Genomic DNA, 25,495 nt, shown 5'->3' on the forward strand with positions numbered 1-25,495 from the left:
TGAACGAACGGACCGGCCCACCCGCCCGCGGCCGGCCGGGCAGACGGACCGCAGCAGAAGAACACCGCCCGCCCCGACGGACGCTCCCACACACACCCGTGACAACCCTCCCGACACCGCCCCACAAAAGGGTGTGTGTCGGAAGTACTCTAGGGCCTGTTGTGAAAGTGCTGGTCACAGCCATTCGTTGATGGCTGCGACCAGCACTGTTGCTTCGTAGCGCACGGCGAGTTTGTCGTACCGGGTAGCGACTGCCCTGTGTCTCTTCAGCCGGTTGATTCCGCACTCGACCGCGTGACGTGCCTTGTAGTCGTCTCTGCCGAATTTCGGCGGCCGTCCGCCGCGCGAGCCGCGTTTCCGCCGGTTGCGAATCCGGTCCGCAGGCACGGGGATGGTGGCCTTGATGCCACGTCTGCGCAGGTAGGAACGGTGCTGCGGGAGTCGTACGCCTTGTCTGCCCGTACCCGGTCCGGGCGCTTGCGCGGTCCGCCGAGTCCGAGCCGGGGCACCCGGACCGCCTCCAGCACGGCCTCGAACTGCGGGGAGTCCCCCCGCTGCCCTGCCGTGATCACGACGGACAGCGGTTTGTGACCCTGCTCGACGGCGAGGTGGACCTTGGTGGTCAGCCCGCCCCGGGACCGTCCGAGGCCGTGGTCCGCCGGCTCCGTGAAGATCCCTCCGGGTGGTTCCTTCCGGAGGTCCCCCTTTTCGCCGCCCCGGCCGCGTGCCGGTGGGCCCGGCAGACCGTCGAGTCGACGTTCACGTCCCAGGTGACCAGACCTTTCGCGTCAGCCCCGGCCTGGAGCCCGGTGACGATACGGGCCCAGGTGCCGTCCCGCTGCCGGCGCCGGAACAGGTCGTAGACCCGGTCCCACGGCCCATAGCGCTCGGGCACATCACGCCACGGGGCACCGGTCCGGGTCCGCCACCGTATGCCGTCCATCAACTGCCGCCGCGTCCACACCTGCGGACGGCCCGGCCTGATGCCCCGCGGCAGCAGCGGCTCAAGCCGGACCCACTGGCCATTCGTCAGATCTCCACGCCCCACGAGACGTGATCATGAACGAACAAGATCCACTTTCGCAACAGACCCTAGGTTGGCTCAAGTGAGTGCGCGGGGCGGAGTTACCAATACGTCGGACCGGTCGCGTTGAAGACAGTGTCTTGTCGCGGATACCGGAAGGCCCTGGGCGGTGGGTGCCGAGCTGTGGCCTGTCTTGCGGCCGGGGTCACGGTGGTTGCTGGGGGTGGGGGCAAAGGCCCCACCGGACGCTTCTCATCAACCCCTTGATGCCCCTGCTGCTGACCGGCCCAGCGGTGTGATCGTGGCATCCCGGCTGAGCACGCGGGGCCCGGCAGTCTGGCCCACCCGGGGCGACCTGGACGCTCACCCCGGGCCTGGCCCCTCGGACAGCTTCCGGGCGAAGCGCCCCTCCGTGACGAAGCGCCGCAGGTCGTGCGCGAAGGCCGCCGCCCGGCCCGGCGGCCACGACTCCAGGCTCTCGGCGATGTGATCGGCGAGGCGCTCACGCAGGCGCGCCACCGCGCGTTCCCCCTTCGGGGTGAGGACGAGCAGAGAAGCCCGCCCGTCTGCGGGGTCCGGTTCCCGGCGGATCAGCCCGGCGGCTTCCAGACGGGAGGCGCGGCGGGTGACGCCGGAGCGGTCGAGTCCCGCATCGGGGGCCAGTTCGGCCGCGCTGCACGGGCCCGACCGGGCGAGCCCGCTCAGGATCGGATACGTCAGCTCGTCCACTCCCTCCCCCATTCCCTCGGTGAGGGCTCTGTGCAACTGGGTCCGGGTGGTACGCCGCAGCAGCACACCCAGCGCGTCGGCGATCTCGTTTCCGGTCTCGTCCTCGTTCTTCACACCTCCGACAATAGCGTGCGCCACGCACACACTCGATGGTACGGTGCAGCAAATGTGCGTGCGCGCCGCACGCATCTGCGTGAAGTTCCCCCGTCCCGAGAGGTATCCCCCATGAACGGCACCAGCATGAGCGCCGCCCTCACCGACCTGATCTTCAACCCCCGCATCACCACCGCGGAGGCCGTCGACCGTCACTTCACCCCCGACTACCGGCAGCGCACGGACGGGCGGTGGGACGACCGCGCCGGGTTCGTCGCGCACATCGCCCACCTGCGCACGATCGTCGCCGACGGCTCCGTGGTCGTCCACGAGGAGTTGCGCGACGGCAGCAGGTACGCCGACCGGCACACCGTCCGCATCACGAAGAGGGACGGCTCGGAGGTGACAATGGAGGTCTACGCCTTCGGCGACCTGGCACCCGACGGCCGGTTCAGCCGCGTCGAGGAGGTCACGCTGATGCTCCACGGGTCCGACGCGGACCGGGGCATCGGCAGCGCCAGGTAGGAAAACCCGGGGATGCGCGCGCCCTCCACCCGGTCAGCAACGGCTTCACAGCCACAGCTCCGCCCCCCTCCAGCCTCCCGATACCGTTTTCGTGGCTCCGCAACCGGGCCTCCGGCCTTCGGGTCCGGCATGGCTTCCCCCCTTGGTGTTCGTGATCCGGAGGGTGGTACCACCTGGCCCGGAGGCATCGACGGACCGCTGATGAAGGGCTGGTCACCGGCTTCGCCCAGGCCGGAAGAGCTGTCCGTAGCGTGGATGTGGGAGCTCGGTCGGTGCCCTGGCAAGGCCGGACGAAAGCATGACGGAGGGGCCTGCACGTGATCGACACCGGCGACATCAGCGTCTTCCTCGGTTTGGACGTGGGCAAGGGAGAACATCACGCCACCACCGTCACCCGTATCGGGAAGAAGATGTTCGACAAGCGCCTGCCCCACACCGAACCCAAGCTCCGAGAACTGTTCGCCGACCTTCAGGTCAGACACGGGACGGTGTTGGTCGTGGTCGACCAGCCAGCCTCGATGAGCGCCCTGCCGCCCGCCATCGCTCGCGACACGGGCTGCCTGGTCGCCTACCTGTGTGAGGGGGCCGACGATGGGTCGCATCGCCGACCTCAATCCCGGCGAGGCCAAGACCGACACGAGGGACGTACTCATCGTCGCGACTCGCGCCTGTGCGCTGCTGTACACACTGCGGGCGGTCGACAACTAGGACGGGACGATCGCCGAGCTGGAGATGATCGTCGGGTTCGACGACATCCTCGCAGGCGAAGCCACCAGCGTCGCCAACCAACTTCACGGCCTGCTGACTCAGCTCCAACCCTCGCTGGAGCGAGCGTTGGACCCGCGGTTGCAACACCCGGCCGTCCTCACCGTGCTGGAGCCGTTCGGCTCCCCGGCCCGGATACTCAAGGCTGGCAGGCGCCGGCCGGTCATCCCGCTGCGGCCGAAGCCACCGAGGATGGCCGCGTGTGCCGGGAGTCTGCGTCAGGACCGGAGCCAAGGTTCTGATCGAAGGCGACGATGGCAGCACCACCATCCCGACCGCCCGTAACCTCGCCGCCCATGCGTGTCCCGCCCCGGCGACCCGCAGCCCGGAACCATCGATCTGCGGCGGACAGCCCTCCCGGAGAGAAACAAGCAGCTCAAACGTGCCTTCTTCCTCTTCGCATTCGCAGCCCTGGGCGACCCCGAGTCCCGGACCTGCTGCGACAGGAAGATCGCCCATGGCAGGCACCACACCCAAGCCCTGCTCTGCATCGGCAGACGCAGGGCCGACGTACTGTTCGCGATGCTCCGTGACGGGACATTCCACGAACCGCAGCCGTCGGCCTCAATCACCTGACCTGCGGCGCCGCGAGGAGAACAACTCGATCTGCCTCAACGTCGTAGCCGAGCACCGGATGACCGTAGTCGCCTTCCGGGTCCATCAGCACGGGCTTACCCAGCCGCCGCCCGATCTCCCGAAGGAAGCCGCAGAACACATCGAGCCGTTCCTGGCCCTGCAACTCGCGCAGGTCTACGTCGAAGTCGACTTCATCGTCGGCGCGAAATCGGAAGATCATCAGCGTGTCGGCGGTCGGCCAGACCCGCAGTTCCGGGCACTCGGCATCCTCCGGGCGGGACAACACAGCCTCCGCCCGGGGACCGGAAGCACCGCCTCTCCCTCTGAGTACTGGTACTTCCAGCCCATCTCCGCGACAAGATCGAGGACCGCCTGCCAGTCCTCCGCCGAAACATCCGGCACACGCACGTCCGGCAACGACCCCATCAAGTCCGGGTCGAACAACCACTTCACGTCCCACAGCAGATTAGCCATCCCACCATGCTGGCTGGCCCGCCGACCCAGCGCACTCCCGTTCCCATGGACCATGGACATACGGGCACGCCGCCTGGCCGTGTTGACCACCAGCCATCTGCCGGAACTGTGTTCCACACCGGCCGAACAGCCAGCAAGGAGAGGGGCCGGATCGATTGGATACTTCATCCCGAACCGGTTAGTGACGGGCAATCCCGAGTCGTCCGCTGGTGGGTGCCCGTTGGTCCCGCTTCTGGCGCCCTGTGCTTCCTGGACCAGAGCCTGGCCCATGGCCTGCGGGGCAATCAGACTGGTTGCCGTCTCCTTGGAGCCCCAGACATCGAAGTAGAACGACCGCAGGTTCTAATCGGAGTTGACGTGGAGCCTTTTGCACTTCGCGGCACGAGCCTCGTTGGCTGCTGCTGCGACCAGCGCGGCGCCAACGCTTCTTCTCCGGAGGTGCTGGGCGACCCACCGTGTCCAGCAGGAAGGCGTGTACTCCGCCGTCCCAGACCACCTTGACGAAGCCGACCAGCACGCAGTCTTCCCGAGCACAGACCCAGCCGAGGCTGTTGCGCTCGAGTCGTCCTCGCCAGTCAGACCCAGCGACCGGGCCTCCGATGCCGTCAGCGTGCAGCGTGTTGAGGGCTGCCTTGTCAAAGCCGCCCCGCCGCTCGTACTTGACCGTCACTCCTCGATCGTAGTGTCCGTGCCGAGTTCAGCAGTCGGATAGCGGAGCGAGGAGAACTCGCTCGCGGAGGAGTACGAAGCCGGCGCGACTGGAAGGACCAGGTTTACTGATTGGCGAGATTCACCTCTGCGGGCTGCCGATAATATCTCTCGAAAATAGAAGATATCTGGCATGGGGATGAGCCGCCCAATATCCTTCCGGATATCTCGATAATCACCATCGAGGTGCAACCTTAGCCTGGTGTTCTATATGCGCTCCGTTACATCTCCATGCTGACGATGCATCTTGGGGTGGTGAACTAATCGAAACATGTCACCAGCGACGGAAAAGGAGGCGACGCTTCGGGCGCTGCCGGCAGTACGGCTGCCACGTCAAGGACGCCTCTATCACCGCTCCGTGAAGGCCCAGTCGCCATTGTGTCCGTACGGAACCCGCGGGCTCGGTCGACTCCCGCTCGTTGAACAGCATGATGGCCAGAGGTCCGCGCGCTCTCCCAGAACGAGGTTCTGACCGACGTGCTGACCAGAGCAGCGACCGGTGCAGCCGCCCTGCTGGTATGCGATGGCGGGGCCACCCGTTCCAGACGGCGTGGAACGCGGTCCCCTACAGCCCCCGACCAACGGCATCGGGGACGACGGCATCTCGGCTACGCGGAACGGCGTTCGTGAGTTCACCGCGGGGCAGTCGGACGACGCGGGGCGGTGATCGGTTCTGACATCAATACACTCCTCTCATCAGTAGCTTCGTTCGGGTGCCGCATCTGAGAGCAGGGAGGATGTGATGTCGGCGGTCGACGTGCAGACGGTCTGGAAGCCGTCTGCGGCGGACCTCTGGGCGGGACGACGCCCTCTGTGGTGGACCGTCGGGCCGAAGGGGGAGCCAGCCGTTCTGCTCGTCCATCGGCGGCACCTGCGCCGGAGCCGCTATGTGAAGGGCTGGGTGGGACGGAGCCCGCAGGTTCCCTTCGATGCGGTGCTCGTGGTTCGCCAGGCTGACGGGGCACTCCAACGTCGACCGGTCAAGGACATCCCGGTCAGGCCGAGCCACATCGGGCTTCTCCCGGAGGCCCGACTTCTCGTCGCAGGCGGTCGAGCCGGCAAGGAGGAGTCGGGGGCATGGAGCCCGAACGCCGTGGTGTTCTCTCTGGAAAGCGGTGACCGGGAGGCCGTCTTCGGCATCGGCGACGACATCCCTGCTCTGGTGACCGATCGCGGGGGATCGATCTGGACGGCCTACGGAGACGAAGACATCTACGGAGGGCATCCGGAGTCTGCAGCCGGTCTTGCCTGCTGGAGTGCCGACGGCCGGGCAACCTGGGCTCCGGAAGGCCGCCTCCCTGCCGTGCCCTTGGAAGGATGCACCGCTGCCACCGAGGGGGACCGGGTCTGGCTGGTCTGGTGTTCCGGCAGCCGGCGGGGCGGCACGTTTCTGACGCGGATCACCCCGTCGACCGGTGAGGTGGCCAGTTGGCCCAGCCCCGTCCGTGTCCCGGACGGGTTCGCCGTGCACGGCCGTCGGGCAGTCCTGACCAAGCGCGATCACAACCAGCGGTCGACCGAAGTAGTGCGAGCCGAGTTGACTGGTGATACCTGGAATGTGACCGAGCGGCGCAGGATTAGAGTGCCCGGACGGGTGGTCACGCGCTGCGGTCAGGGCCGCGACGGTCTTCTGTGGCTTCGCGCCGGCGGCACCTGGCTTCGCATCGGAGCGTGAAAGCGGCCGAGGGCGGGCCCGTCAGGGATCGTCCCGTGGCCCCGGGCCCGCCGCCAAAAGTCCATCCCCGGCCGACCGGGCATTGAAGGTTCATTCCACGTGGCGTTCGTCGGCGGTTGCCCACCACACGCCGAGCGCGAAGGATTCGGCTCCGTGCCGGGTCAAGTGGGCGTTGGTCGTGGCAGATGTGTACGCACCGGTGCCGCGCAATGACCGGCGGGCCAGGGGCGACCGCTGTCCGCAGGAACCCAGGTCGGACAACCGTCGCAGATCCATCCAGGCGATGACAGGGCGGTGGCGGACGGCGGCGAGTGAAGAGGCGTCTTTCCACTGATCACCTGGCCGTCCATGACGGCATCGAGCGCTGGCCGGCCCGAGCACCTGAGCGGGCGGGCACCCCGCTCCGAGCGCCCCATCCCGCCCCCGCCGCCCACGCCCCCGCAGGCGACAGCCACGTCCACATGTGCCCGTGCGGCCACCACACCACCAGCAGGAGCATCTCTCGGCCGAGCACGAACTGCACGGCCCCACGGCCCTGTCCCGACCCGGCACCGATCGCACTCACCTCCCGGTGAAGCCGTGGGTCACGGATGGGCTGCCCATCGTCCGGGCCGGGGTGGCGCCGGTTGCCGCCGTGCCGGACAAGCCGCGGTCCACCGGTGGCCGTTCCTTGCGTTTCATGAGCCGCTGCCTGCGGCTGGATACCGATGGAGAACGGCGCAGGAGGACCTCACGGGTGTGCCTCGCCGTTGTCACCATGTCTCAATGAACGGCTCACCGGACACCGGCACACCATCACCCGGGCCCGACGACAGGGCCCGGTTCCACGCCGACACGAAAAGATGCCTCTGGGTGATGACACGTCCTTTCCTGGGACTGTATCTTCTGCTCCTCTTTTTCACCCTGCTCGGATACTTCAACAACTCCTCACTCTCCAATCCGGAGACGCTCGTCCCTGCGGGCGTTCTCGCATTCGTCGTCATGACTTTCCTTCCCGTCCTCCCCCGTTGGGCAGAGATGACTCTCGATCGAGAGGGCCTCACGCTTGCCTCGTGCCGACTCGCCAATGGGCATACCACCAGTCTGCACATCTCCTGGGATGACACGATCCACATAGGCTTCTTGCGACGCCACGGTCTCAGCGAGAAGCAGAGCAGCCGCCGACGGGAGCACATTCTGGTGGTGCGGATGCGGACGGAGGATTCCGTTCATGTTGCAGTCGACCCGGGCACGGTGACCGAGCGGGGCAGGGCAGTCGCACTCTCCCGGGGTCTGTCCCGGGGTCTCCACGGCCTCGGATACCGAAATCTCGGAAGTGTGATCCTGTTCCGCGAGAACAGAAGCGATTTCCTCGGGGCCCTCGACCGGTTCGCCGCACACCGTGTCCTGCACACGGAAGATGAATTCACTGCCCGCGACCCACGCATCACACGAGACATGTTCTGAGCTTGTCCCACCGCTTCCGGTTCCGCTTCCGGTTCCGGATGCACCTCGACGATGTCATCGACCGGCTCGACGGCGGCGACAAGGCCGGCATCAGGCCCACCAGCGCGGCCACCGGCGTCGAACGGCTCGCCCGCCCCGGCGTGTTCACCGGGACCGGGGCGACGGCGGTCCGCTGATCCGGCGCTCCGCACGGCGCGGACCGCCTCCCTGACCGACCCGGCGGCGGTGGCCCGCCCGCGCCGGGGAGCAGCGTCACCCCTGTCCGCCGCCCCCGCCCCCTGTCGCCTCGCCTCCGCGACCGATGGCCACACACCACCCCGCACACATAGTCTCGTCCCATGGCATACGTGTTCGACGAGATCCGGCTGCTCGGCCCGCCGGTGACCGATGGCGAGTACATCGCGCTCAACGACCGGGAGACCGTGCACCTGCACGCGTACACGCGGATCTACGCGGTGCCCGGCCTCTACGAGTACGTGGTCCAGCAGCGGCTGGGGTGTGTCTCGCCGCAGGTCGCGGCAGAGGGCTTCCTGCGTGCCCTCGACCGGCTCGGACTGGATCCGGGCTCGATGACGGTCCTGGACATCGGCGCCGGAACGGGGCTGGTCGGGGAGCTGTTGAGGAACGCCGGCACGGGGCGGGTCGTCGGCGTGGACGCGCTACCGGCGGCACGCGAGGCGGGTCTGCGCGACCGGCCCGGTGTCTACGCCGGCTATCTGGTCGGCGACTTCCACGACGACCGCACTCTTCGGGAGGCACTGCGCCCCTTCGCGCCCGGAGGACTGGTGGCGGCCGGGGCCTTCGGCGGCACGCACGCCACACCCCGGGCGCTCGGCAACGCCCTCGCCGTCCTGCCGCCCGGGGCGCCCGTCGCCTTCACGGTGGACGAGCGATGGCTGGATCCGGCGGACGCGGACGGATTCGGCGCGGCGGTCGAGCGGATGGCGGACGACGGGAGCCTCGTGGTGCTGGAACGCACCCGCTTCCGGCACCGGGTCACCACGACCGGGGAGCCGATCCACTACCAGCTCGTCGTGGGCCATGTCCCGGCGGACATCGGGGTCGGCTGAGGCCGGTCGCGGCGTCGCCCTCAGCCGGTGGCGGGCCGCCCGGGTCACATCGCCGCGCCGCCGTCAGCCGGCAGTACCCTCGCCGCCGGTCCCCGGCGGCGGCCAGTTCCGCAGCAGCGCATTGACAACCTCCCCGCTGCCCGCCACCCGGCCTCCCATCTCCACGCTGTCGTTGCGCCGCCGGAACGCCACATCGAGCGCGAGGACAGGGGCGGCAAGCACCTCCAATTGCCGCAGCAGTTCCAGGATCCGGGCCCGGGCGTGCTCACCACGCTCGGCGGCGGTCACCACCGCGCACCACTCCAGCACCGTCAGCTTCCGTCCCAGGCTGCCCCTGTCGACGCATCCGCCTTCGACGATCCCACGGGAGTGCTGGATCCCATGGCTCCCTCTCAGGAACCGCAGCGCCAGCCCGCCCTCCGGGGTCTCCAGATCCAGCAGGGTCACATAGGTGCGGTGCAACCGGCGCAGCGTCGCCGGTCCGGAGGTCAGACGCCGCACCTTCCTGCCGCGGTCGGGAACGGTGTCGTTCCACAGCGGCGCGCCCCCGAAGTGCCTTCGTTTGCCGGACCCCACCCGGTGGAGATGTGCCCACTGGTCGTAGGACAGCCCGGGATCGATCATCACCGGGTCCTCCTCCCCGATCCTGGCAAAGTCGTCTACGTAGCACTCCACCAGCTTGCCCAGCGGGGAGTTGGAGTCCGGAGCATCGGCCCTCACCGGCGGCACGGCGTCCTGTACCTCAGGTATCCCGGGCACCTCGGATGCTTCGCGCTTCCCCCCGGGTCCCGGCGAGTCCTCGACCGGCCGACCGTCCAGGCGCGCCAGCACCGCACCGGCCAGCTCGCCCGCGGCAGCGGACAAGGTACGGGCACGCCCGGGATCCGGATGGTCCGCCGCCGCCAGCAGCAGCTCCCCCGCCAACCGTCGCAACTCCCGGTTCAGCTCCTCCACTCGGGCATCGACATCCCGCTCACTCATGTGCCCCCTGGCTACGGTTGGGAAACAGTCTCCCAGGCAAAGCACAGCCCCCACCCACAACCCGCGGGCCCTCCGCCAACTGACCCGGATACGCGCCTCCCTCCTCGTCGGCCCCGGCATCGACGCCCTGGGACTCGCCCTCTACACCGTGCCCGTACAGATGTCCCGGCCCCTGGACGAGGACCACGGATACGACACCCCCGCCCGCGGCCTGGTCTTCTCCCTCCTCCGACTGCCCGTGCTCGCGGCGATGCTCCCGCGCGGACGGCGGTTCGACCGGCACTTCCCCACCCGACGCGAAACGACCGCGATCACCGCCGGGACGGCCATCCTCTCCGGCACCCACGGACCGAGAACCGCGAGCTGCGCCGCCGTGTCCCTGCCCGCCCTCACCTCCGGACTCCTGTTCCTGCGAGACCGGCACCATCTGCGCGGCCACCGCCGCACCAGAGCCGCGCCACCGCCGGTACTCCGCAACCCCTGCGCACCACAGCGCCGTTGACTCACGGCGGCCGGAGTGAAGCAGCGGGCCGCTCCGCAGGCGCACCGGTGCACGACCCGTGGCGCCCGCGCTGCGGCCGGACGGGGACGGAACGAGGGTCCGCCGGTTCTCGTCGCCGGTCAGGCCGCCGTGACTGGTACCGCCTCGACGATGTCGCTCATCGAACGGGTCGGTATCACGCGGGCCAGTGCGAAGCCCGCCGCCGACAGCAGTTCGCGGAACTCGGCGGCGGTGCGCTCGCGGCCACCGAGGAGAACCATCATGTTCAGGTCGAGCACCTTCCCGGGGGAGAACCCGTCCGTCTCCGTGATCACGGTGTCGACGATGAGCAGCCGTGCGTCGTCGGTCATCGCACGGCGGCAGGCCCTGAGGATCTCGACACTCGACGCGTCGTCCCAGTCGTGCAGCACCCACTTCATGGTGTACAGGTCGCCGCCGTCCGGGACCGTCTCGAAGAAGCTGCCGCCGACCGCGTCGCAGCGCTCCCCGAGACCCGCCTCACCGATCCAGGCACGGGCCGCGTCGGCGACGTGCGGCAGGTCGAACACCGTGCCCCGCGCCTCGGGGCTGGCGGACAGGATCGCGGCGAGCCATCCGCCCTCTCCCCCGCCCACGTCCACGATCTTCCGGTACGGACTGAAGTCGTAGGCGTCGAGCACCGCGTCGGCGACCATGCCCGTGAGCCCGGTCATCGACCTGTTGAGGTGGTCCGCCATGACACGGTCCTCCTCGCAGTACGCCCACAGGGTCTTGCCGTGGACCTGCTCGAAGACCGGGCGGCCGGTCCGTACGGCGTCCACGATCCGGCCCCACGCGCCGTGGTGGGCGTCGCTGAACTCCATGTGGAGGTAGGGGGCCATCGAACCGGGGACGTCGGTGCGGAGCATGTCACCGGCCTCGGTCGTCGTGTACCGCCCCTGTGCGTCCGTACGGCAGATCCCAGCCCCCGCCAAGGCCCGCAGCAGGCGTTTGAGCGCCTGGGGGTCCGTGTGCGTCGCCGCGGCGAGGTCGGTGACCCGCTTCGGCCCGTCCGCCATCCGGTCGGCCAGGCCCAGCACGGTGAAGGCGTACACCGCGCGGGCGGTCCAGAAGTTGACGACGACATCGAATATGTGCTCGGAAGGTGTGCGGGGCGAGGAGGAGTCCAACGAAGCTCCTGTGAGCGGGAGTGCGGAGAAGGACCGGGACAGGCGTCGTGCCGGGGTCGGTGTCCGCGACCGGACGGCGCGCGCGGGCAAGGGGCTGGGGCGGGCGGCGGTGAACAGCAAGCGGTGTACAGCGGTGAGCGGTGGCGGTGAGCGGTGGCCCGGGGCCGTGTGGCGGATGCCTCAGCCTTTCGACCGCGCCGCTCCATGGCACTGACATGGTGTTCGAACACCGCTGCGATCGGTGACGGGGCGGAACGTGCTTGTGCCGACTCGGACCGAAGTGCTGCCCGAAGGTGCTGAATCCGGGATGTCGCCGGACTCCCGCGCGCACGGTCGGTCCGGTAAAGCACGGATCAGGGCCGATCCCGGTCGCCGGCACCGGCGTTCCCGAGCGAGTGGAGGGCGGTGCGTATGGCGTCGAGCATGTTCCCGCTCCACCACACGCTGATGTCGGGTGGACAGGGAGAACGGGATGCGGTGGTCCCGGGCGCTGCTGGTGGGAGGGTAGCCCTGAGCGGCGTTGAGTTCGCTCGTGGCGGGGATGGAGATGTTGCCGCCGCTCAATGCGGACTTCTGATGCCACGCCCGCCACGAGGGTCGGGGGCAGGGCCGGCTGAGCCGCGCGTCTTCCCGGACGACGGGGCCCCTTCCTCATGGTGGCCAGTCCGGGGACGGCCGCAGCGCGACAGAGATACGGGGCGCGGCACGGCACGGGCCCTTCGGAGCCGGAGTCCGCAGGCGGGTAGCTCAGGAGCACTGCGCGCCGCCGACAGCCCCAGGGGCGGGACCCGCTCGCCGGCGCCGTCGCTCCTGGGCCCGGATCAGACCCGGAGGGCCGCGGCGGCGGACCGGCTCCGGGCCTGCGTGCCCGGCCGGGCGGTCCCATCGTGGCGCGGCACCGGCGTCGGCGCCGGCGCCGGCGCCGGCAGTGTTCCTCCTCCCGCGTTCACTCCCAGTCCCACTCGATCCCCAGGATCCCCGGCCGCACCCCCTGCTCCACGAGGTGGACCGTGCGGTGTCGGCCGCTGAGGGTGAGGTCGGTGCGGGCTCCTCGGGGGGCTCCCGTGGTCGCCTGGGCGAAGCGGCGGCAGCGTACCGGGAGGGCGTGGTCGTCGAAGCGGATCTGGAGGACGTACTGTCCGCCCGCGTAGGGGAAGCCCCGGACGTACTCGCCGCTCGCGCCGCCCGTGCCGTCCTCGAATCCGTAGCCGAAGACATGGGTCTCACCGGCGCGCAGCCGGGCGTCGAAGAGCAGTTCCGCCATGACCAGGCCGGATTCCCGGTGCCGGCGGACCCGCCCGGTGCGGCAGTTGTCGCGGGCCGTGACCCGGACGCGGGCGGGGTCGCAGCCCGGGTCGCCGTGGTGGATGGCGAGGTAGCGGTCGATGCCGTCGCGGTGGGCCCGTACGACGTGCCGGGAGTCGCGGCTCAGCAGTTCCCGGGCCGGACCGATGGTCACCCGCTCGTGGTGGCCGACGGTGTGCAGTCCGCCGTCCAGCGGGCTCTCCAGCCCGGCCAGCAGTTCCTCGACCGCGGCGGACACCTCCAGCAGGGCACGGTAGGAGCGGGCGGCGGGCCGGGCGGCGGTGGAGCGGGCGGCCTCCTCGCCGAGCAGCCTGATCAGTGAGTTCCCGGGGAGTTCCAGTACCTCCTCCAGGGCGCGGACGGCCCGCAGCGACTCGGGGCGCCGGGGACGGCGCAGTCCCTGCTGCCAGTAACTGAGGCTGGTGACACCGACCCTGATGCCTCGGTGCGCGAGATGGTGCTGGACCCGCTGGAGCGGCAGTCCGCGCACCGACAGCGCCGCGCGCAGCGCCAGATGGAACGGCCCGGTGTGCAGCATCTGCACCAGATCGGCCTCGGTGTGACCCATACGTACCTCCTGCGGCTTCGGGCGCGTCCGCGCGGGCTGTGGCACGGCGCCCGGTGAACGTTCACGACGGCGCCGGGCCGCGCGGACGGGTGTACGCCGCCGCCCAGGTGACACGGAGGAACGGTGTTCACGACCGGGCCGAGGCGTTCACAGCGCCGTGTCCACCGCATTGAAGCGCGTTGACCTGCTCCCGACAAGAACGGATGCTCAGACCGCAGCGTCCGGACGCGCTCCTCCGCCCCCACCGACCCCCTCAGGGAGGAACGCCATGCACAGGAACAGGAGACGGCTCAGGGCCGTCTCGGCGGAACTCACCACCGTCGCCGCCGCACTCGCCGCACTCATGACCGTGCCCCTGTCACCGGCCGTCGCGGCCCCCTCCGACGAGCGGGCCGCCACCCGCGCGGCCGGCGTCGCGGACGCGGCTCCCGCCCTCGCGGCGAAGCGGCTGAACATCACCATGCAGGCCCAGCTCCAGACGAACTGGTGCTGGGCCGCGGGCGGCAACACCATCGCCGCCTACTTCGGCCGGACCTACAGCCAGAACCAGTTCTGCAATGCCGCGTTCAACCGTGCCCAGAACACCCAGTGCCCCAACAACCAGGCGACCCTGGGCAACGTGCAGACCGGGCTGAGCTGGGCGGGCGTACGGCCCGGGTCGTACATCGCCAACTGGCTCCGCTACCCGGCCGTCCAGACCGACATCGACCAGAACCGCCCCATCGAGACCAGGATCCAGTGGTCCAGCGGCGGGGGCCACATGCATGTGATCTACGGCTATGACACCGCGAACAACTGGGTCTACTGGGCCGACCCCTGGCCGTCCAGCAGCCGCTACAACTGGGGTTCCCACGCCTGGTACGTGAACAACAGCTCCTTCTCCTGGACCCACTCCCTCTACCGGATAGGGGCGTGAACGCGATGAGGCGGACCTCGGACCGGTCATGGAAGTCGGTCACCGCCGCGTGCGCGGCCTCCCTCGCCCTCGGCGCGGGCGGCACCCTCGCGGGCGCGTCCACGGCCACCGCCGACGGCGGCTTCGGCGGCGGCGGTCCGGCGGTGCTCGCGGCCGGGAAACCGTCGGCAGCCGATCTGGCGGCGGCCCGGTCCGCCGCCACCGCTCCCGCCACACTGGAGACCCTCTCCCGCTTCTTCGCCCGGGACGGGGCGGCCACCGGGGAGGGGGCGGTCACCGGGGAAGGGGAGGGGGCGGTCGGCCGGTCCGCGGCCGGGCCCCGCGCCGAGGGCTCCACGGTGCCCGTCCTGACGCTGTCACCGGACTTCGTCGCCGGGAAGCCGGGCGCGGCCGTGGCCCGCACGGAGTTCCTGGCCACCCAGGCGGTCTCGGCGGACGGCCGACGGGCGTCCGTGTGGGCGGCGCCGCTGGACGGCGGGTGGCAGGTGGTGAACATCGCCACCGGTGACGACGAGTTCCGCTACGCCCGGCGCGGCGCGGACCTGCTCCCCGGCGGGACGGTGTTCCGCGAGCCCCAGATCGACGCCTGGTTCGTGCACAAGGGGGCGAAGGTGCTCCCGCTGGACGAGGACGCGGTCCGGGCGGTCGGCGGCGGGGGCACCACCCTCGATGCCTACCGCACCCGGGTCCGGGCCGCCTACGGCGACAAGCTCCCCGGCTCCGGGTACGCGAAGAAGGGCTACGCCGGCGGGTACTCCCGGGGCGGCACAGCCCAGGAGGCCGGGGTACGGGAGGGCGGCGGCGGCCCGGTGAACGCCGTCCCGGTGACCGCGGGGGCGGGGGCGGCCCTCGCGCTCGCGCTGGGCGGAGCGGGAGCCATGGCGGCCGGGGTGCGGCGGCGCCGCCGTGCCTGAGCGGACCGCGGCGCACCCGATCCGTCGCACCGTACCCGGGTGAATCGTGCGCCCGTCGCCCTCCCCGGCGGCGGGCGCGCCGGGCCGCGTGCACGTGAGTCCTTCGCCCGGGGTGCCGCCGAGCAGTCCGGGTGCCACCTCACGGTCGCCGGCCGGGGCGCGACGGGGCGGTCGAGGCTGCCTCGGAAGCCGCCGGGCCTCCGGTCGTCGCGTGCCCCATCGGCATTCCGGGATGACGCCGGGCCGGGCATACGGGCTGTCCCGTGTGCAACGGATGTACAGGCCGGGTGCGTACCGGTCCCGGGGCCGGGGGCGCGCCCGGTGCCGGAACGGCGGGTGCGACGACGTCCGTCCGCTCGGGGCGAGGGTCGCAGGGACATCCGTCAAGAGGACGGCCTCGGGCCGGAGCTGTGCCACCGGACCGGGCGGCGAGCCGTGCTCACCGAGGCGGGCCGGGCGCTGATCGGGCCGGCCCGCACGGCCGTCCGCGGTGTGGAGACCGCGCGGGCGGGCGTGGCGTCCGTCCGCGAACTGCGCACCGGACGCGTGGACATCGCCTCGATGCCGTCGCAGGCCGCGGCGGCGTTCCTGACGGCGGCGGGCCGGGACGCCACGGCGGGCCCGGGCACTGATGAGCCGCGCTCGGCAGGGGGCCGAGCGGGCCCGGGGCGCGTCGGCCCGCGGTGTCCGGGCCGCCGGAGCCGTGGCGGGCGGGGGTCGTGGCTGCCCGGCGCGCGATGAGTCGGCCTCGGTCACCGGGCGGCGGTACGGCGCCGTCGCCGTCGCCGTGCCTGACATCACCCCCAGGTCGCGAGCCCCGTCGCCCGGCCCTCCTCGTCCCGCACGATCTGCCTCACCTCTTCGACGGCGTCACGGTCGACCGGGCCGTAGAGGTGCGGGAACAAGGTGGCGGGCGGGACTCCGGGAGGCGGCTCGGGATCCGCCGCTTCCCATCGCACCGGGGCATCGAGCCTGCGCTCGTCGATGAGCAGGGCCAGGAGCGGCCCGGGGGTCTGCCCGTAGAAGGCGGTCGCGACGGCGAGGGTGGACTCCTCGTCCGGGGAGCAGTGGACGAAACCGTCCGCGGCCAGCGACGCGGGCGCGTACGACCGGCCGGACGCGGCCGACCAGTCCCTCAGCGGGACCACGTGATAGATCATGGGCCAACATACCCCGCGCATCACGGGTGCGGGTGTGACCCGGCGGGCGCGGGTCCAGCGCTTCGGGCTGCGCGCGCACCACGGGCGGAACGCCCCGGGGCACCTGCTGGATCCCGGTCACGGCGACCTCTTCACGCGGTCCGCCGCCGGTGCCGTCAGCGCCGGATCAGGCCCGTGCGTTTGACGGTCGACAGGAGGGGGGTGGTGTCGACGGCGGTGACCCCGTCGAGCGGGCCGACGGTGTCGGTGAGGAAGGTGTAGAGGGCGTCGAGGTCCGCGGCGGCGACCGCGACGAGCAGGTTGGCGGGGCCGGTGGTGGCGGCGCAGAACCGGATGTGCGGATGGGTGCTCAGGGTGTGCGCGGTCTCCTGGAGCGCACCGGGCCTGACGCTGATCCAGAGGAGCGCCTCGGTGTGTGCGCCGAGCAGGGCGAGGTCGAGTTCGGTGGCCAGTCGCAGGACCCGGCACCGCAGGAGGGTCTCCAGCCGTCGGCGGGCGCTGAGCGCGGTCGTGCCGGCGCGGCGGGCCAGGTCGCTGTAGGTGGCTCTGCCGTCCTCGGCCAGTGCGGTGATGAGCGGGGCGTCGAGGCCGAGGGGGGTGAACGGCCGGGTGCCGGTCGGGGGCGGGCCGGGGGTGAGGGCGGCCAGTTCCGGCGGGGAGAGGAGACCGGCGGTCCAGCGGAACGCCGTGGGGAAGACCCGTAGCAGGGTGTGGGTGGTCCAGGAGCCGACGGCGTCGGTGGCGGGCAGATCGCGCAGCAGGAGGGTGTTGCGGGCCGGTGCGCCCTCCAGGAAGAAGACGGCGCAGATCTCGTCGCCGCCGCCGAGGATGTCCACCCAGACGGTGTCGGTGCGGCGGGCCAGTGCCTGGGCGACCCGGCGGATCCGGCCGGGGCGGCAGCGGACGCGCAGCGCGAGCGGGACCAGGTGCGGGAAGCGGGCCGGGTTGCGCACGACGGTGGCGCGCAGGGTGCCGTCGGCGTAGAGCGGGGCGGCCCGGCGCACGACGGTGCGCTCCGACAGGCCCAGGCAGCGGGCCACCTCGCGCCAGGAGGCGCGCGGCGAGGCGACCAGGGCCGCCGCGATCCGCCGGTCGGTTTCGTCGAGCCGCTGTCGCACGATCCGCATTCTAGGCCGGTCGGGTGGCGGGTTTTCGGCGTGGATGCCGATTTCTTGGCGGTGGATGGGCGGGCGGCTTCTACAACGGTCTCGTCCCCGGGCGGCGCGAACCGTTCGGGATCCGGCAGTGGTGAGAGCGAGGAGCGGACGATGACCGATCATGGGGCCGAACTGCTGATGCGGGCCGGCGCGGTGCACACCCTGGTGCCCGGCCGGGGCCCGCAGCGGGCGCTGGCCGTGCGCGGCGACCGCATCATCGCCGTGTCGGCCGACCCCGGGGGCCTCGACCACCTGGTGGGCACCGGCACCGAGGTGCGCGATCTGCCCGGGGCCACCGTGCTGCCCGCCTTCGACGACACCCACACCCATCTGGTCCTCGCCGGGCTCGGCGCCCATGACGTACCGGTCCACCGGGCCCGGAACATCGCCGAGTTCCTCGATCTGATCCGGCGGCGGGCGGCCACCACCCCGCCGGGTGAGTGGATCCGCACCACCACCAACTGGCAGGAACTCCATCTGGCCGAGCGCCGGCTGCCCACCGCGGCCGAACTGGACCGGGCCACCGACCGGCATCCGGTCCTGGTCAAGCGCGGCGGCCACAACGATGTCGTCAACACCCGCGCGCTGCGCCTGGCCGGGATCACCGAGGACACCCCCGCACCGCCCGGGGGCAGTATCGGGCGGGACGCCGACGGCAGGCTGGACGGACGGCTGACGGACACCGCCCTGCACCTGGTGGAGCGCCTGGTCCCGGCCCAGGACCGGGCGGAGCGCATCGACGGACTGCGCCTGGCCAGTCACGCGTACGCGGCCACCGGCATCGGGACCGTACGGGACTGCGCGGTCACGCCCGAGGACCACGAGGTGCTGCTGGCCGCCCGTGCGGCGGGGGCGCTCGGCACCCGGGTGCGGACACTGATCTCGGCGCTCGGGCTGACCGGCGCGGCCCAGGTGGAGGACCTCCTCGACGTGATGGAGAAGTGGCGCGGCACCTTTGATCCGTGGCTGTCGGTGTGGGGGGTGAAGTTCGGCCTCGACGGCGGTCTGGAGGCCGGGGCCACCGAGGAGCCCTACGCGTGCGACCACTCCTTCTCCGGGACGCTGATGTGGGAACCGGACGCACTGGCCGAAGCGGTCGAAGCGGTCGTCCGGCGGGGCTGGCGGGTCGGCACCCACGCCTACGGCGACCGCGCGGTCCGGATCCTGCTGGATGTCTACGAGCGCGTCCTGGACCGCAATCCCGGGCTGCCCGCCGGCACGCTGGTGATGGAGCACGGCGGACTCGCCGGGCCCGAGCAGCGCGCCCGCGCCGTCGCCCTGGGCGTTCCCGTGACCATCCAGCAGCCTCTGCTGCACGACACCGCCGAGGTGGAGGAGGGCTACTGGGGGCCCGAGCGGGTCGCCCGGCTCTTCCCGGCCCGTGGGTGGATCGACCTGGGCGCGCAGGTCAGCGCCGGCTCCGACTTCCCCGTCGGCCGGTTCGGGGCCATGCGGTCGGTGTGGGGCATGACCACCCGGCGGACCGTCATCGGCGTCAGGGGCCCCGAGCACGCCATCACCTACGACGAGGCCGTCACCCTGCACACCGCCAACGCCGCCCGCCTCACCGGCGAGGAGCGGATCCGCGGCACCCTCGCCCCCGGCCGCCTCGCCGACTTCACCGTCTGGGAGCGGGACCCCGCCCTCTGCTCGGGCGACGTCCTGCGCGATCTGGTGCCCGCGCACACCTTCGTGGGTGGCGCTCCGGTCGGGGAGGGGGCCGGGACGGGGTGAGCGGGGATGGCCCCGGACGGCCGGTCGGTCGGTAACTCCGGGGAGCCCGGCGGGCCGCCTCTCGGTGCCGGTTCACCCGCCGGCCGGCCGGACCGGCCGGCGGGGCGGCTCAGCAGATGCGGGGGAGTTGCTCGCCCAGGGGCATGTCGACGACTCGGGTGCCGCCGAGGCCCGTGCGGGCCACCACCATGCCGGGGTGCCGGGCGACCACCTCGCCGATGACCGCGGCCCCGGCGCCCAGGGGGTGGGCCCGCAGGGCGGCGAGGGCGGCGTCGGCGTGGGCGCGCGGGACGAAGGCGACGAGCTTGCCCTCGTTGGCGACGTAGAACGGGTCGAGGCCGAGGACGGCGCAGGCGTTGGCCACGGCGGGCGGGACGGGGACATCGCGTTCGGTGAGCACGATGCCCGTGCCCGAGGCGGAGGCGATCTCGTTCAGGGAGGCCGCCAGTCCCCCGCGGGTGGGGTCGCGCAGCACCCGAACGTCCGGGGCGGCGTCGAGGAGGGCCGCCACGAGGCCCGCGAGGGGCGCGCAGTCGCTGACGATCTCGACACCGAACTCCAGGCCCTCGCGGACACTGAGAACGGCGACGCCGTGTTCGCCGATCGGGCCGCTGACGAGGACCATGTCGCCGGGGACGACTCGTGCGGGGCGCAGGTCGACGCCGGGCGGGACCAGGCCGATGCCGGAGGTGTTGAGGTAGATCCCGTCGCCGTGGCCGGACTCGACGACCTTGGTGTCGCCGGTGGCGATCTCCACGCCCGCGGCCCGCGCGGCGGCACCGACCGCGTCGGCGACCCGGGCGACGGTCTCGATCCCGACACCCTCCTCCAGGATGAACCCGCAGGACAGGTAGGCGGGGCGGGCGCCGCTCATGGCGAGGTCGTTGACGGTGCCGTTGACGGCGAGGTCACCGATGCTGCCGCCGGGGAAGAACAGCGGGCGCACCACGAAGGAGTCGGTGGTGAAGGCGAGCCGGGCGCCGCCGAGGGTCAGGACGGCGGCGTCGCCCTGCTCGGCGAGGGGCGGGGAGCCGAAGGCGGGGGTGAAGACATGCTCGACGAGTTCCGCGGTGAGGGTACCCCCGCCGCCGTGGCCCATCACCACCCGGGACTGGCCGCGCAGCGGCGCGGGGCAGGTCCAGTTGGTCACGTCCAGGATGTCACTGGTCTCAGGCAACGGGGCTCGCCTCCCGGGGCGCGGGCGCGGCGTCGAGACGCCGGTAGAGGTAATAGGCGGCGCAGGCTCCCTCACTGGAGACCATGGTCGCGCCGAGCGGGGTGCGCGGGGTGCAGCGCGTGCCGAACATCTCGCACCCGGTCGGCTTGAGCAGCCCCTGGAGCACCTCCCCGCTGCGGCACTCGGCGGGTTCGCGGGTGCCGGTGCCGCCGACGCCGAACCGGGTCTCGGCGTCGTAGTCGCGATACTTCTCGGACAGCCGCCAGCCGCTCGCGGGGATGACCCCGATGCCGCGCCAGGCACGGTCGGTGACCTCGAAGACATCGGTCAGCATGGCCTGGGCGGCGGGGTTGCCCTCGTCGCGGACGGCGCGCGGGTAGGCGTTCTCCACGGTGTGCTCACCGCGTTCGAGCTGCCGCACGGCACGGCGGACGCCTTCGAGGATGTCGAGGGGTTCGAAGCCGGTGACGACAAGGGGAACGCGGTGGCGGGCCGCGAGTCCAGGGTACTCGCCGGTGCCCATCACGGTGCAGACGTGCCCGGCGGCGAGGAACGCCTGGACCCGGCAGCCGGGCGATCCCATGATCGCCTCGATCGCCGGGGGCACCCGCACATGGGAGACCAGCAGGCTGAAGTTGCGGATACCGAGCCTGCGGGCCTGGTGGACGGTCATGGCGTTGGGCGGCGCGGTGGTCTCGAAGCCGATACCGAAGAACACCACCTCGCGGTCCGGGTTCTCCCGGGCGATCCGCAGAGCGTCCAGCGGCGAGTACACGACCCGGACGTCACCGCCCGCGCCCCGCACCTGGAACAGGTCGCGGCCGGTGCCGGGGACGCGCAGCATGTCACCGAACGAACAGAAGATCACACCGGGGCGGGACGCGATCTCCAGCGCCTTGTCGATCATCTCCAGCGGGGTGACACAGACCGGGCAGCCCGGCCCGTGGATCAACTCGACCTGCTCGGGGAGGAGTTGGTCGATGCCGTGGCGGATGATGGAGTGGGTCTGGCCGCCGCACACCTCCATCAAGGCCCAGGGCCTGGTGACCGTGGCGTGGATCTCGTCCAGCAGCCTGCGGGCCAGTGCGGGGTCCTGGAACTCGTCGATGTACTTCACCGGTGGGCCTCCTCACCGTCGTGCGGGACCGCGGACGGGTCCTCCGCGGTGTCCCAGGGATCGCCGAACTCCTCCTGGAGCACGCCCAGTTCGGCAAAGAGCTCCAGGGTCTGGAGGGCCGACTCCTCGTCCAGCCGTTGCAGGGCGAAGCCGACATGGACGATGGCGTACTCGCCGACCCGGAGGTCGGGCAGGTACTCCAGGCACACCTCCTTCACCACGCCGCCGAAGTCGACGCTGGCCACCCGGGTGCCGTCGCGTTCACCGATGTCCAGCACTCTGCCGGGTACCGCCAGGCACATGGGCCTCTCCTCGCTGTGGGGGTCTTCGTCAGGGGTGGTTCGGGGGTTGCTCGGGGGTCGTGCAGGGGGCTTCGGGGGGGTGTGTCAGGGGGCGGGCGCTGTGGGTGGGACGGGCGGGTGCGGTGGGCCGGTGCGGGCGGCCACCATCAATTGGCCCAGGGCCAGGCCGCCGTCACCCGGGGGGACCAGGTGGTGGCGCAGCACGGTGAAGCCGTCCGCGGCGAGGGCCGCGGCGCAGGCCGAGGACAGCAGGGTGTTGAGGAAGACCCCGCCGGTGAGGGCGACGGTGTCGACTCCGCTGCGGGCGCGGGCCAGCAGGCAGACGCGGTGGACGAGCGCGGCGACCGCGCGGTGGAAGCGTGCCGCGATCCACGCGGCGGGCACCCGCGCCCGGAGGTCGGCGACCACAGCGGCCAGTACCGGGGCGGGGTCCGCCCGCAGCGGGGCGCCGGGGGTGCCGCTCTCGTGCAGGGCGAAGGCGTAAGCGGTGGTGTCGTCGGCGGGGGCGGTCAGCGCGGCGGCCTCCAGTTCGACGGCCGCCCGGGCCTCGTAGTCCGAACGGTGACAGATACCGGTCAGGGACGACACCGCGTCGAAAAGGCGGCCCATGCTGGAGGTGGGCACACAGTTCACACCACGCACCAACTGACGCTCCAGCAGCGTGAGTTCGATGGTCGGGCAGGCGGTGGTGCAGGGCAGGCCGGGGCACCAGGCAAGGCCAGCGGCGCGCAGGTGGGACAGGGCCATGCGGTAGGGGCGGTGGACCGCGGCGTCGCCGCCGGGCAGGGGGACGTAGGCGAGGTGGGCCAGGCGGGTGAAGCCCGCGTAGTCGGCGAGGAGGAACTCGCCGCCCCACACCGCCCCGTCGTCCCCGTACCCGGTGCCGTCGAAGGCCACGCCGAGGACCGGGCTGCCGCCGTCGAGCCCGTGCTCGGCCATCGCGGCGGCGATGTGCGCGTGGTGGTGCTGGACGCGGACCACGGGGCGTCCGGCGGCACGCCGGTCGGCCCAGCGGGCGGAGCGGTAGCCGGGATGCCGGTCGGCGGCCAGCAGGGCGGGCCGTACCGGCGTGATGGTCTCCAGGTGGGCCACGGCGCGGGTGAAGGCGTGCTGGGTGGCGAGGTCGTCCATGTCGCCGATGTGCGCGGACAGCCAGGCGCGGCGGCCCGCGCCGAGGCAGAAGGTGTTCTTCAGGTCGCCGCCGACCGCGAGGGCGGGGCGCACCGGCACGGGCAGGTCCAGGGGCAGGGGCGCGTAGCCCCGGGCGCGGCGCACGACGAGGGGGCGTCCGTCGCAGATCCGGACGACGGAGTCGTCGCACGGCACCTGGATCGGCCGGTCGTGGACGAGCCAGGCGTCGGCGAGCGGGGCGAGGCGTTCGAGGGCCTCGGTGTCGTCGGTGACGATGGGCTCGCCGGAGAGGTTGCCGCTGGTCATCACCAGCAGCCGGGGCCCTTCGGGGTCCTGGGGCAGGCCCAGCAGGAGGTGGTGCAGGGGGGTGTAGGGGAGCATGACGCCGAGGTCGGGGCTGCCGGGGGCGACCCCGGGTGCCGGGGTCGGGCCCGCGGGCGCGGGGCCGCCGGTGCGGCGGCGCAGCAGGACGACGGGGCGGGCGGGCGAGGTGAGGAGGGCGTGCTCGGCCTCGTCGAGGGTGACCAGGTGGCTGATGTCCCGGGGGGTGCGGGCCATCAGCGCGAAGGGCTTGCCGCCCCGGGCCTTGCGCCGCCTCAGCTCGGCGACGGCGGCCGGGTCGGTGGCGTCGCAGGCGAGGTGGTAGCCGCCGAGTCCCTTCACCGCGACGATCGCGCCCTCGGCCAGCAGCCGGCGGGCCTCGGTCACCGGGTCGGCGGCGGAGGTCTCCTCGGGGGCGGTGCCTTCGGCTTGGTCAGGGGTGGCGCCCTCGGCTTGCTGGGGGTTGGCGGCGGCCGTCTCCTCGGGGCTGGCGCCGCCAGTGTCCTCGCGGGTGGTGCCGGGGCGGCGGGTGGGGCGTACCAGGAGGCGCAGGCGGGGGCCGCAGTCCGGGCAGGCGACGGGCTGGGCGTGGAAGCGCCGGTCGGTGGGGTCGGCGTACTCGTGGGCGCAGTCCGGGCAGAGGGGGAAGGCGGCCATGGTGGTGTGGGCGCGGTCGTAGGGCAGACCGGTGACGATCGTGTAGCGGGGGCCGCAGTAGGTGCAGTTGACGAAAGGGTGGCGGTGGCGGCGGTCGGCGGGGTCGGCGAGTTCGTCCAGACAGGCCGGGCAGGTGGCGGTGTCCGGGGGGATGAGGGCACCGGCCGGGTCGCCGGGGCGGGAGGCGAGGATGGTGAACCGGCCGTCGCCGGTGACGGGCAGATCGTGCTGGTCGATGCCGTCGACGCGGGCCAGCGGCGGGGCGTCGGGGGCGAGACGCCCGCAGAACCGGTCGAGGCCGGCGCGGTCGCCCTCGATCTCGACGACCACCCCGGCGGGGGTGTTGGTGACATGCCCGGCCAGGCCGAGCGAGGTGGCGAGGGCGTGGACGTACGGCCGGAAGCCGACGCCCTGGACGACGCCGCGCACGGTGACGCGGCGGCGCAGGACCGTGCCGTCGGCGGCGCCGGGTGCGGTGAGGGTCATGGGGTGACGGCGGCGGGGGTGGCGCCGGGTGCGGTGTGGGGGTGGGGGGCGGGGGCGTGCCCGGTGTGGGGGTGCGGCTCGCCGCCGTCGCCGTGGTGGCTGTGGGCGTGGCTGTGGCTGTGGCTGTGACCATGGCTGTGTGTCCGGCCGGACATGACCGGGGTGTGCGGCGCGTGGCCCGCCGCCGCAGCGGACAGGGCCCGGTCCAGGAGCGTGCCGAGGCCCGTGCCGTCGCGCACGGAGGTGAGCAGCACCTCGACACCCGGGTTGACCTGCTCGACATGGGCGCGGAACGCGGTCTCGTCGAAGTCGACGGCCGCGGCGATGTCAGTCTTGGTGACGACGACGAGGTGGGCGAGGCCGAAGGCCGTCGGGTACTTGAGGGGCTTGTCCTCGCCCTCGGTGACGGACGCGAGGACGACTCGCAGAGTCTCACCGAGGTCGTAGGTGGCCGGGCAGACGAGGTTGCCGACGTTCTCCACGAACAGCAGACGCGGCGGATCGGGCGGCCAGCCGTCGAGGTACCGGGCGAGCATGCCCGCCTCCAGGTGGCACAGCCCGTCGGTGTGGACCTGCCGGACGGGGGCGCCGGAGCGGGCGAGCCGGGCCGCGTCGTTGTCGGTGGCGAGGTCGGCGGTGAGCGCGGCGACGGGCACGGACCGTTCGCGGGCGAGGGTGAGTTCGTGCTCCAGCAGGGCGGTCTTGCCGCTGCCGGGGCTGGAGAGCAGGTTGACCATGGTGGTGCCGCCCGCCGTGAGCCGGGCGCGCAGACGCTGCGCGGACTCGTCGTTGCGGGCGAGCACGGACTGGTGCAGATCCACCGCACGGCACATG

The 25,495-nt window shown here is 72.0% G+C and carries 21 protein-coding genes and 4 pseudogenes; 11 read left to right on the top strand and 14 right to left on the bottom strand.

Annotation, left to right across the window (positions count from 1 at the left end; genetic code table 11):
• Positions 1-174 precede the first annotated feature (174 nt).
• Both AB0O01_RS00500 and AB0O01_RS00505 read right to left on the bottom strand, forming a co-directional pair.
• A pseudogene (locus tag AB0O01_RS00500) lies at positions 175-1,048 on the bottom strand (IS5 family transposase).
• 339 nt (positions 1,049-1,387) lie between these two features.
• Positions 1,388-1,867, bottom strand: a complete 480-nt coding sequence (locus AB0O01_RS00505; protein WP_365309409.1) for a MarR family transcriptional regulator — start codon at positions 1,865-1,867, stop codon at positions 1,388-1,390.
• Positions 1,868-1,978: 111 nt separating this feature from the next.
• On the opposite strand from AB0O01_RS00505, the gene AB0O01_RS00510 reads away from it, so the two are divergent.
• Together AB0O01_RS00510 and AB0O01_RS00515 are read left to right on the top strand one after the other, a co-directional pair.
• A complete protein-coding gene (locus AB0O01_RS00510) occupies positions 1,979-2,371 on the top strand; it encodes a nuclear transport factor 2 family protein (protein ID WP_365309411.1) in 393 nt (130 codons plus the stop codon).
• Positions 2,372-2,730: 359 nt separating this feature from the next.
• Positions 2,731-3,378, top strand: a complete 648-nt coding sequence (locus AB0O01_RS00515) for a transposase (RefSeq protein WP_365310457.1) — start codon at positions 2,731-2,733, stop codon at positions 3,376-3,378.
• A 326-nt stretch (positions 3,379-3,704) separates the two neighbouring features.
• On the opposite strand, the pseudogene AB0O01_RS00520 reads toward AB0O01_RS00515, so the two are convergent.
• Positions 3,705-4,186 (bottom strand): annotated as a pseudogene (locus AB0O01_RS00520) (hypothetical protein).
• A gap of 279 nt (positions 4,187-4,465) precedes the next feature.
• Positions 4,466-4,856: pseudogene (locus AB0O01_RS00525) on the bottom strand (GNAT family N-acetyltransferase); the annotation flags it as partial.
• A gap of 780 nt (positions 4,857-5,636) precedes the next feature.
• Here AB0O01_RS00525 and AB0O01_RS00530 point away from each other — a divergent pair.
• The 4 genes from AB0O01_RS00530 (at position 5,637) to AB0O01_RS00545 (ending at position 9,085) form a co-directional block, all read left to right on the top strand.
• A complete protein-coding gene (locus tag AB0O01_RS00530; RefSeq protein WP_365309414.1) occupies positions 5,637-6,569 on the top strand; it encodes a hypothetical protein in 933 nt (310 codons plus the stop codon).
• A gap of 765 nt (positions 6,570-7,334) precedes the next feature.
• Positions 7,335-8,015 (top strand): hypothetical protein, encoded by a 681-nt coding sequence (locus AB0O01_RS00535; RefSeq protein ID WP_365309415.1) that lies wholly within the window; start codon positions 7,335-7,337, stop codon positions 8,013-8,015.
• 2 nt (positions 8,016-8,017) lie between these two features.
• Entirely contained in the window at positions 8,018-8,191 is a 174-nt protein-coding gene (locus AB0O01_RS00540; RefSeq protein WP_365309417.1) for a hypothetical protein, read from the top strand.
• A gap of 162 nt (positions 8,192-8,353) precedes the next feature.
• Positions 8,354-9,085 (top strand): methyltransferase domain-containing protein, encoded by a 732-nt coding sequence (locus AB0O01_RS00545; protein WP_365309419.1) that lies wholly within the window; start codon positions 8,354-8,356, stop codon positions 9,083-9,085.
• Positions 9,086-9,148: 63 nt separating this feature from the next.
• Here the strand turns inward: AB0O01_RS00545 and AB0O01_RS00550 are convergent, their stop codons facing one another.
• On the bottom strand, positions 9,149-10,066 hold the full coding sequence (locus AB0O01_RS00550) for a hypothetical protein (protein WP_365309422.1): 918 nt from the start codon (positions 10,064-10,066) through the stop codon (positions 9,149-9,151).
• A gap of 160 nt (positions 10,067-10,226) precedes the next feature.
• On the opposite strand from AB0O01_RS00550, the gene AB0O01_RS00555 reads away from it, so the two are divergent.
• Positions 10,227-10,568, top strand: a complete 342-nt coding sequence (locus AB0O01_RS00555) for a hypothetical protein (RefSeq protein WP_365309424.1) — start codon at positions 10,227-10,229, stop codon at positions 10,566-10,568.
• Positions 10,569-10,687: 119 nt separating this feature from the next.
• On the opposite strand, the gene AB0O01_RS00560 is transcribed toward AB0O01_RS00555, so the two are convergent.
• Together AB0O01_RS00560 and AB0O01_RS00565 are read right to left on the bottom strand one after the other, a co-directional pair.
• The gene (locus AB0O01_RS00560) at positions 10,688-11,716 is read right to left on the bottom strand and encodes a methyltransferase (protein WP_365309426.1); all 1,029 of its coding nucleotides are present in this window, start codon (positions 11,714-11,716) and stop codon (positions 10,688-10,690) included.
• A gap of 946 nt (positions 11,717-12,662) precedes the next feature.
• Positions 12,663-13,589, bottom strand: a complete 927-nt coding sequence (locus AB0O01_RS00565) for a hypothetical protein (protein WP_365309428.1) — start codon at positions 13,587-13,589, stop codon at positions 12,663-12,665.
• Positions 13,590-13,857: 268 nt separating this feature from the next.
• Here AB0O01_RS00565 and AB0O01_RS00570 point away from each other — a divergent pair, with 268 nt between their 5' ends.
• From AB0O01_RS00570 to AB0O01_RS00580, 3 genes and pseudogenes are all read left to right on the top strand, one after another.
• Positions 13,858-14,505 (top strand): papain-like cysteine protease family protein, encoded by a 648-nt coding sequence (locus tag AB0O01_RS00570; RefSeq protein WP_365309430.1) that lies wholly within the window; start codon positions 13,858-13,860, stop codon positions 14,503-14,505.
• 5 nt (positions 14,506-14,510) lie between these two features.
• Positions 14,511-15,419, top strand: coding sequence for a hypothetical protein (locus AB0O01_RS00575; RefSeq protein ID WP_365309433.1), 909 nt, complete (start codon positions 14,511-14,513; stop codon positions 15,417-15,419).
• A gap of 396 nt (positions 15,420-15,815) precedes the next feature.
• Positions 15,816-15,995 (top strand): annotated as a pseudogene (locus AB0O01_RS00580) (LysR family transcriptional regulator); the annotation flags it as partial.
• A gap of 221 nt (positions 15,996-16,216) precedes the next feature.
• On the opposite strand, the gene AB0O01_RS00585 reads toward AB0O01_RS00580, so the two are convergent.
• A complete protein-coding gene (locus AB0O01_RS00585) occupies positions 16,217-16,579 on the bottom strand; it encodes a DUF952 domain-containing protein (RefSeq protein ID WP_365309435.1) in 363 nt (120 codons plus the stop codon).
• A gap of 155 nt (positions 16,580-16,734) precedes the next feature.
• Positions 16,735-17,706 (bottom strand): Lrp/AsnC family transcriptional regulator, encoded by a 972-nt coding sequence (locus AB0O01_RS00590; protein WP_365309437.1) that lies wholly within the window; start codon positions 17,704-17,706, stop codon positions 16,735-16,737.
• A 141-nt stretch (positions 17,707-17,847) separates the two neighbouring features.
• On the opposite strand from AB0O01_RS00590, the gene AB0O01_RS00595 reads away from it, so the two are divergent.
• On the top strand, positions 17,848-19,470 hold the full coding sequence (locus tag AB0O01_RS00595; protein ID WP_365309439.1) for an amidohydrolase: 1,623 nt from the start codon (positions 17,848-17,850) through the stop codon (positions 19,468-19,470).
• A gap of 109 nt (positions 19,471-19,579) precedes the next feature.
• Here AB0O01_RS00595 and hypE read toward each other — a convergent pair whose 3' ends face one another.
• The 5 genes from hypE to hypB form a co-directional block, all read right to left on the bottom strand.
• Entirely contained in the window at positions 19,580-20,647 is a 1,068-nt protein-coding gene (gene hypE, locus AB0O01_RS00600) for a hydrogenase expression/formation protein HypE (RefSeq protein ID WP_365309441.1), read from the bottom strand.
• On the bottom strand, positions 20,640-21,764 hold the full coding sequence (gene hypD, locus AB0O01_RS00605) for a hydrogenase formation protein HypD (RefSeq protein WP_365309443.1): 1,125 nt from the start codon (positions 21,762-21,764) through the stop codon (positions 20,640-20,642). Before hypD ends, hypE begins: the two co-directional genes overlap by 8 nt.
• Positions 21,761-22,066: a HypC/HybG/HupF family hydrogenase formation chaperone gene (locus AB0O01_RS00610; RefSeq protein ID WP_365309445.1), complete on the bottom strand. Its 306-nt coding sequence runs from the start codon at positions 22,064-22,066 to the stop codon at positions 21,761-21,763. Before AB0O01_RS00610 ends, hypD begins: the two co-directional genes overlap by 4 nt.
• 84 nt (positions 22,067-22,150) lie before the next feature.
• Positions 22,151-24,661, bottom strand: coding sequence for a carbamoyltransferase HypF (gene hypF / locus AB0O01_RS00615; protein WP_365309447.1), 2,511 nt, complete (start codon positions 24,659-24,661; stop codon positions 22,151-22,153).
• Complete coding sequence (gene hypB / locus AB0O01_RS00620) at positions 24,658-25,494, bottom strand: hydrogenase nickel incorporation protein HypB (protein WP_365309449.1); 837 nt, start codon at positions 25,492-25,494, stop codon at positions 24,658-24,660. The genes hypF and hypB overlap by 4 nt, the downstream gene beginning before the upstream one ends.
• Between the last annotated feature and the right edge of the window lies 1 nt (position 25,495).

This window comes from Streptomyces sp. NPDC093252 (assembly GCF_040683675.1).
Lineage (GTDB): Bacteria > Actinomycetota > Actinomycetes > Streptomycetales > Streptomycetaceae > Streptomyces.

Coding starts and splice junctions, on each gene's coding strand:
- AB0O01_RS00510 (WP_365309411.1), top strand. CDS start 1,979: ATGAACGGCACCAGCATGAGCGCCGCCCTCACCGACCTGATCTTCAAC.
- AB0O01_RS00530 (WP_365309414.1), top strand. CDS start 5,637: ATGTCGGCGGTCGACGTGCAGACGGTCTGGAAGCCGTCTGCGGCGGAC.
- AB0O01_RS00535 (WP_365309415.1), top strand. CDS start 7,335: ATGAACGGCTCACCGGACACCGGCACACCATCACCCGGGCCCGACGAC.
- AB0O01_RS00545 (WP_365309419.1), top strand. CDS start 8,354: ATGGCATACGTGTTCGACGAGATCCGGCTGCTCGGCCCGCCGGTGACC.
- AB0O01_RS00550 (WP_365309422.1), bottom strand. CDS start 10,066: ATGAGTGAGCGGGATGTCGATGCCCGAGTGGAGGAGCTGAACCGGGAG.
- AB0O01_RS00555 (WP_365309424.1), top strand. CDS start 10,227: ATGTCCCGGCCCCTGGACGAGGACCACGGATACGACACCCCCGCCCGC.
- AB0O01_RS00565 (WP_365309428.1), bottom strand. CDS start 13,589: ATGGGTCACACCGAGGCCGATCTGGTGCAGATGCTGCACACCGGGCCG.
- AB0O01_RS00570 (WP_365309430.1), top strand. CDS start 13,858: ATGCACAGGAACAGGAGACGGCTCAGGGCCGTCTCGGCGGAACTCACC.
- AB0O01_RS00575 (WP_365309433.1), top strand. CDS start 14,511: ATGAGGCGGACCTCGGACCGGTCATGGAAGTCGGTCACCGCCGCGTGC.
- AB0O01_RS00585 (WP_365309435.1), bottom strand. CDS start 16,579: ATGATCTATCACGTGGTCCCGCTGAGGGACTGGTCGGCCGCGTCCGGC.
- AB0O01_RS00590 (WP_365309437.1), bottom strand. CDS start 17,706: ATGCGGATCGTGCGACAGCGGCTCGACGAAACCGACCGGCGGATCGCG.
- AB0O01_RS00595 (WP_365309439.1), top strand. CDS start 17,848: ATGACCGATCATGGGGCCGAACTGCTGATGCGGGCCGGCGCGGTGCAC.
- AB0O01_RS00610 (WP_365309445.1), bottom strand. CDS start 22,066: ATGTGCCTGGCGGTACCCGGCAGAGTGCTGGACATCGGTGAACGCGAC.
- hypF (WP_365309447.1), bottom strand. CDS start 24,661: ATGACCCTCACCGCACCCGGCGCCGCCGACGGCACGGTCCTGCGCCGC.
- hypB (WP_365309449.1), bottom strand. CDS start 25,494: ATGTGCCGTGCGGTGGATCTGCACCAGTCCGTGCTCGCCCGCAACGAC.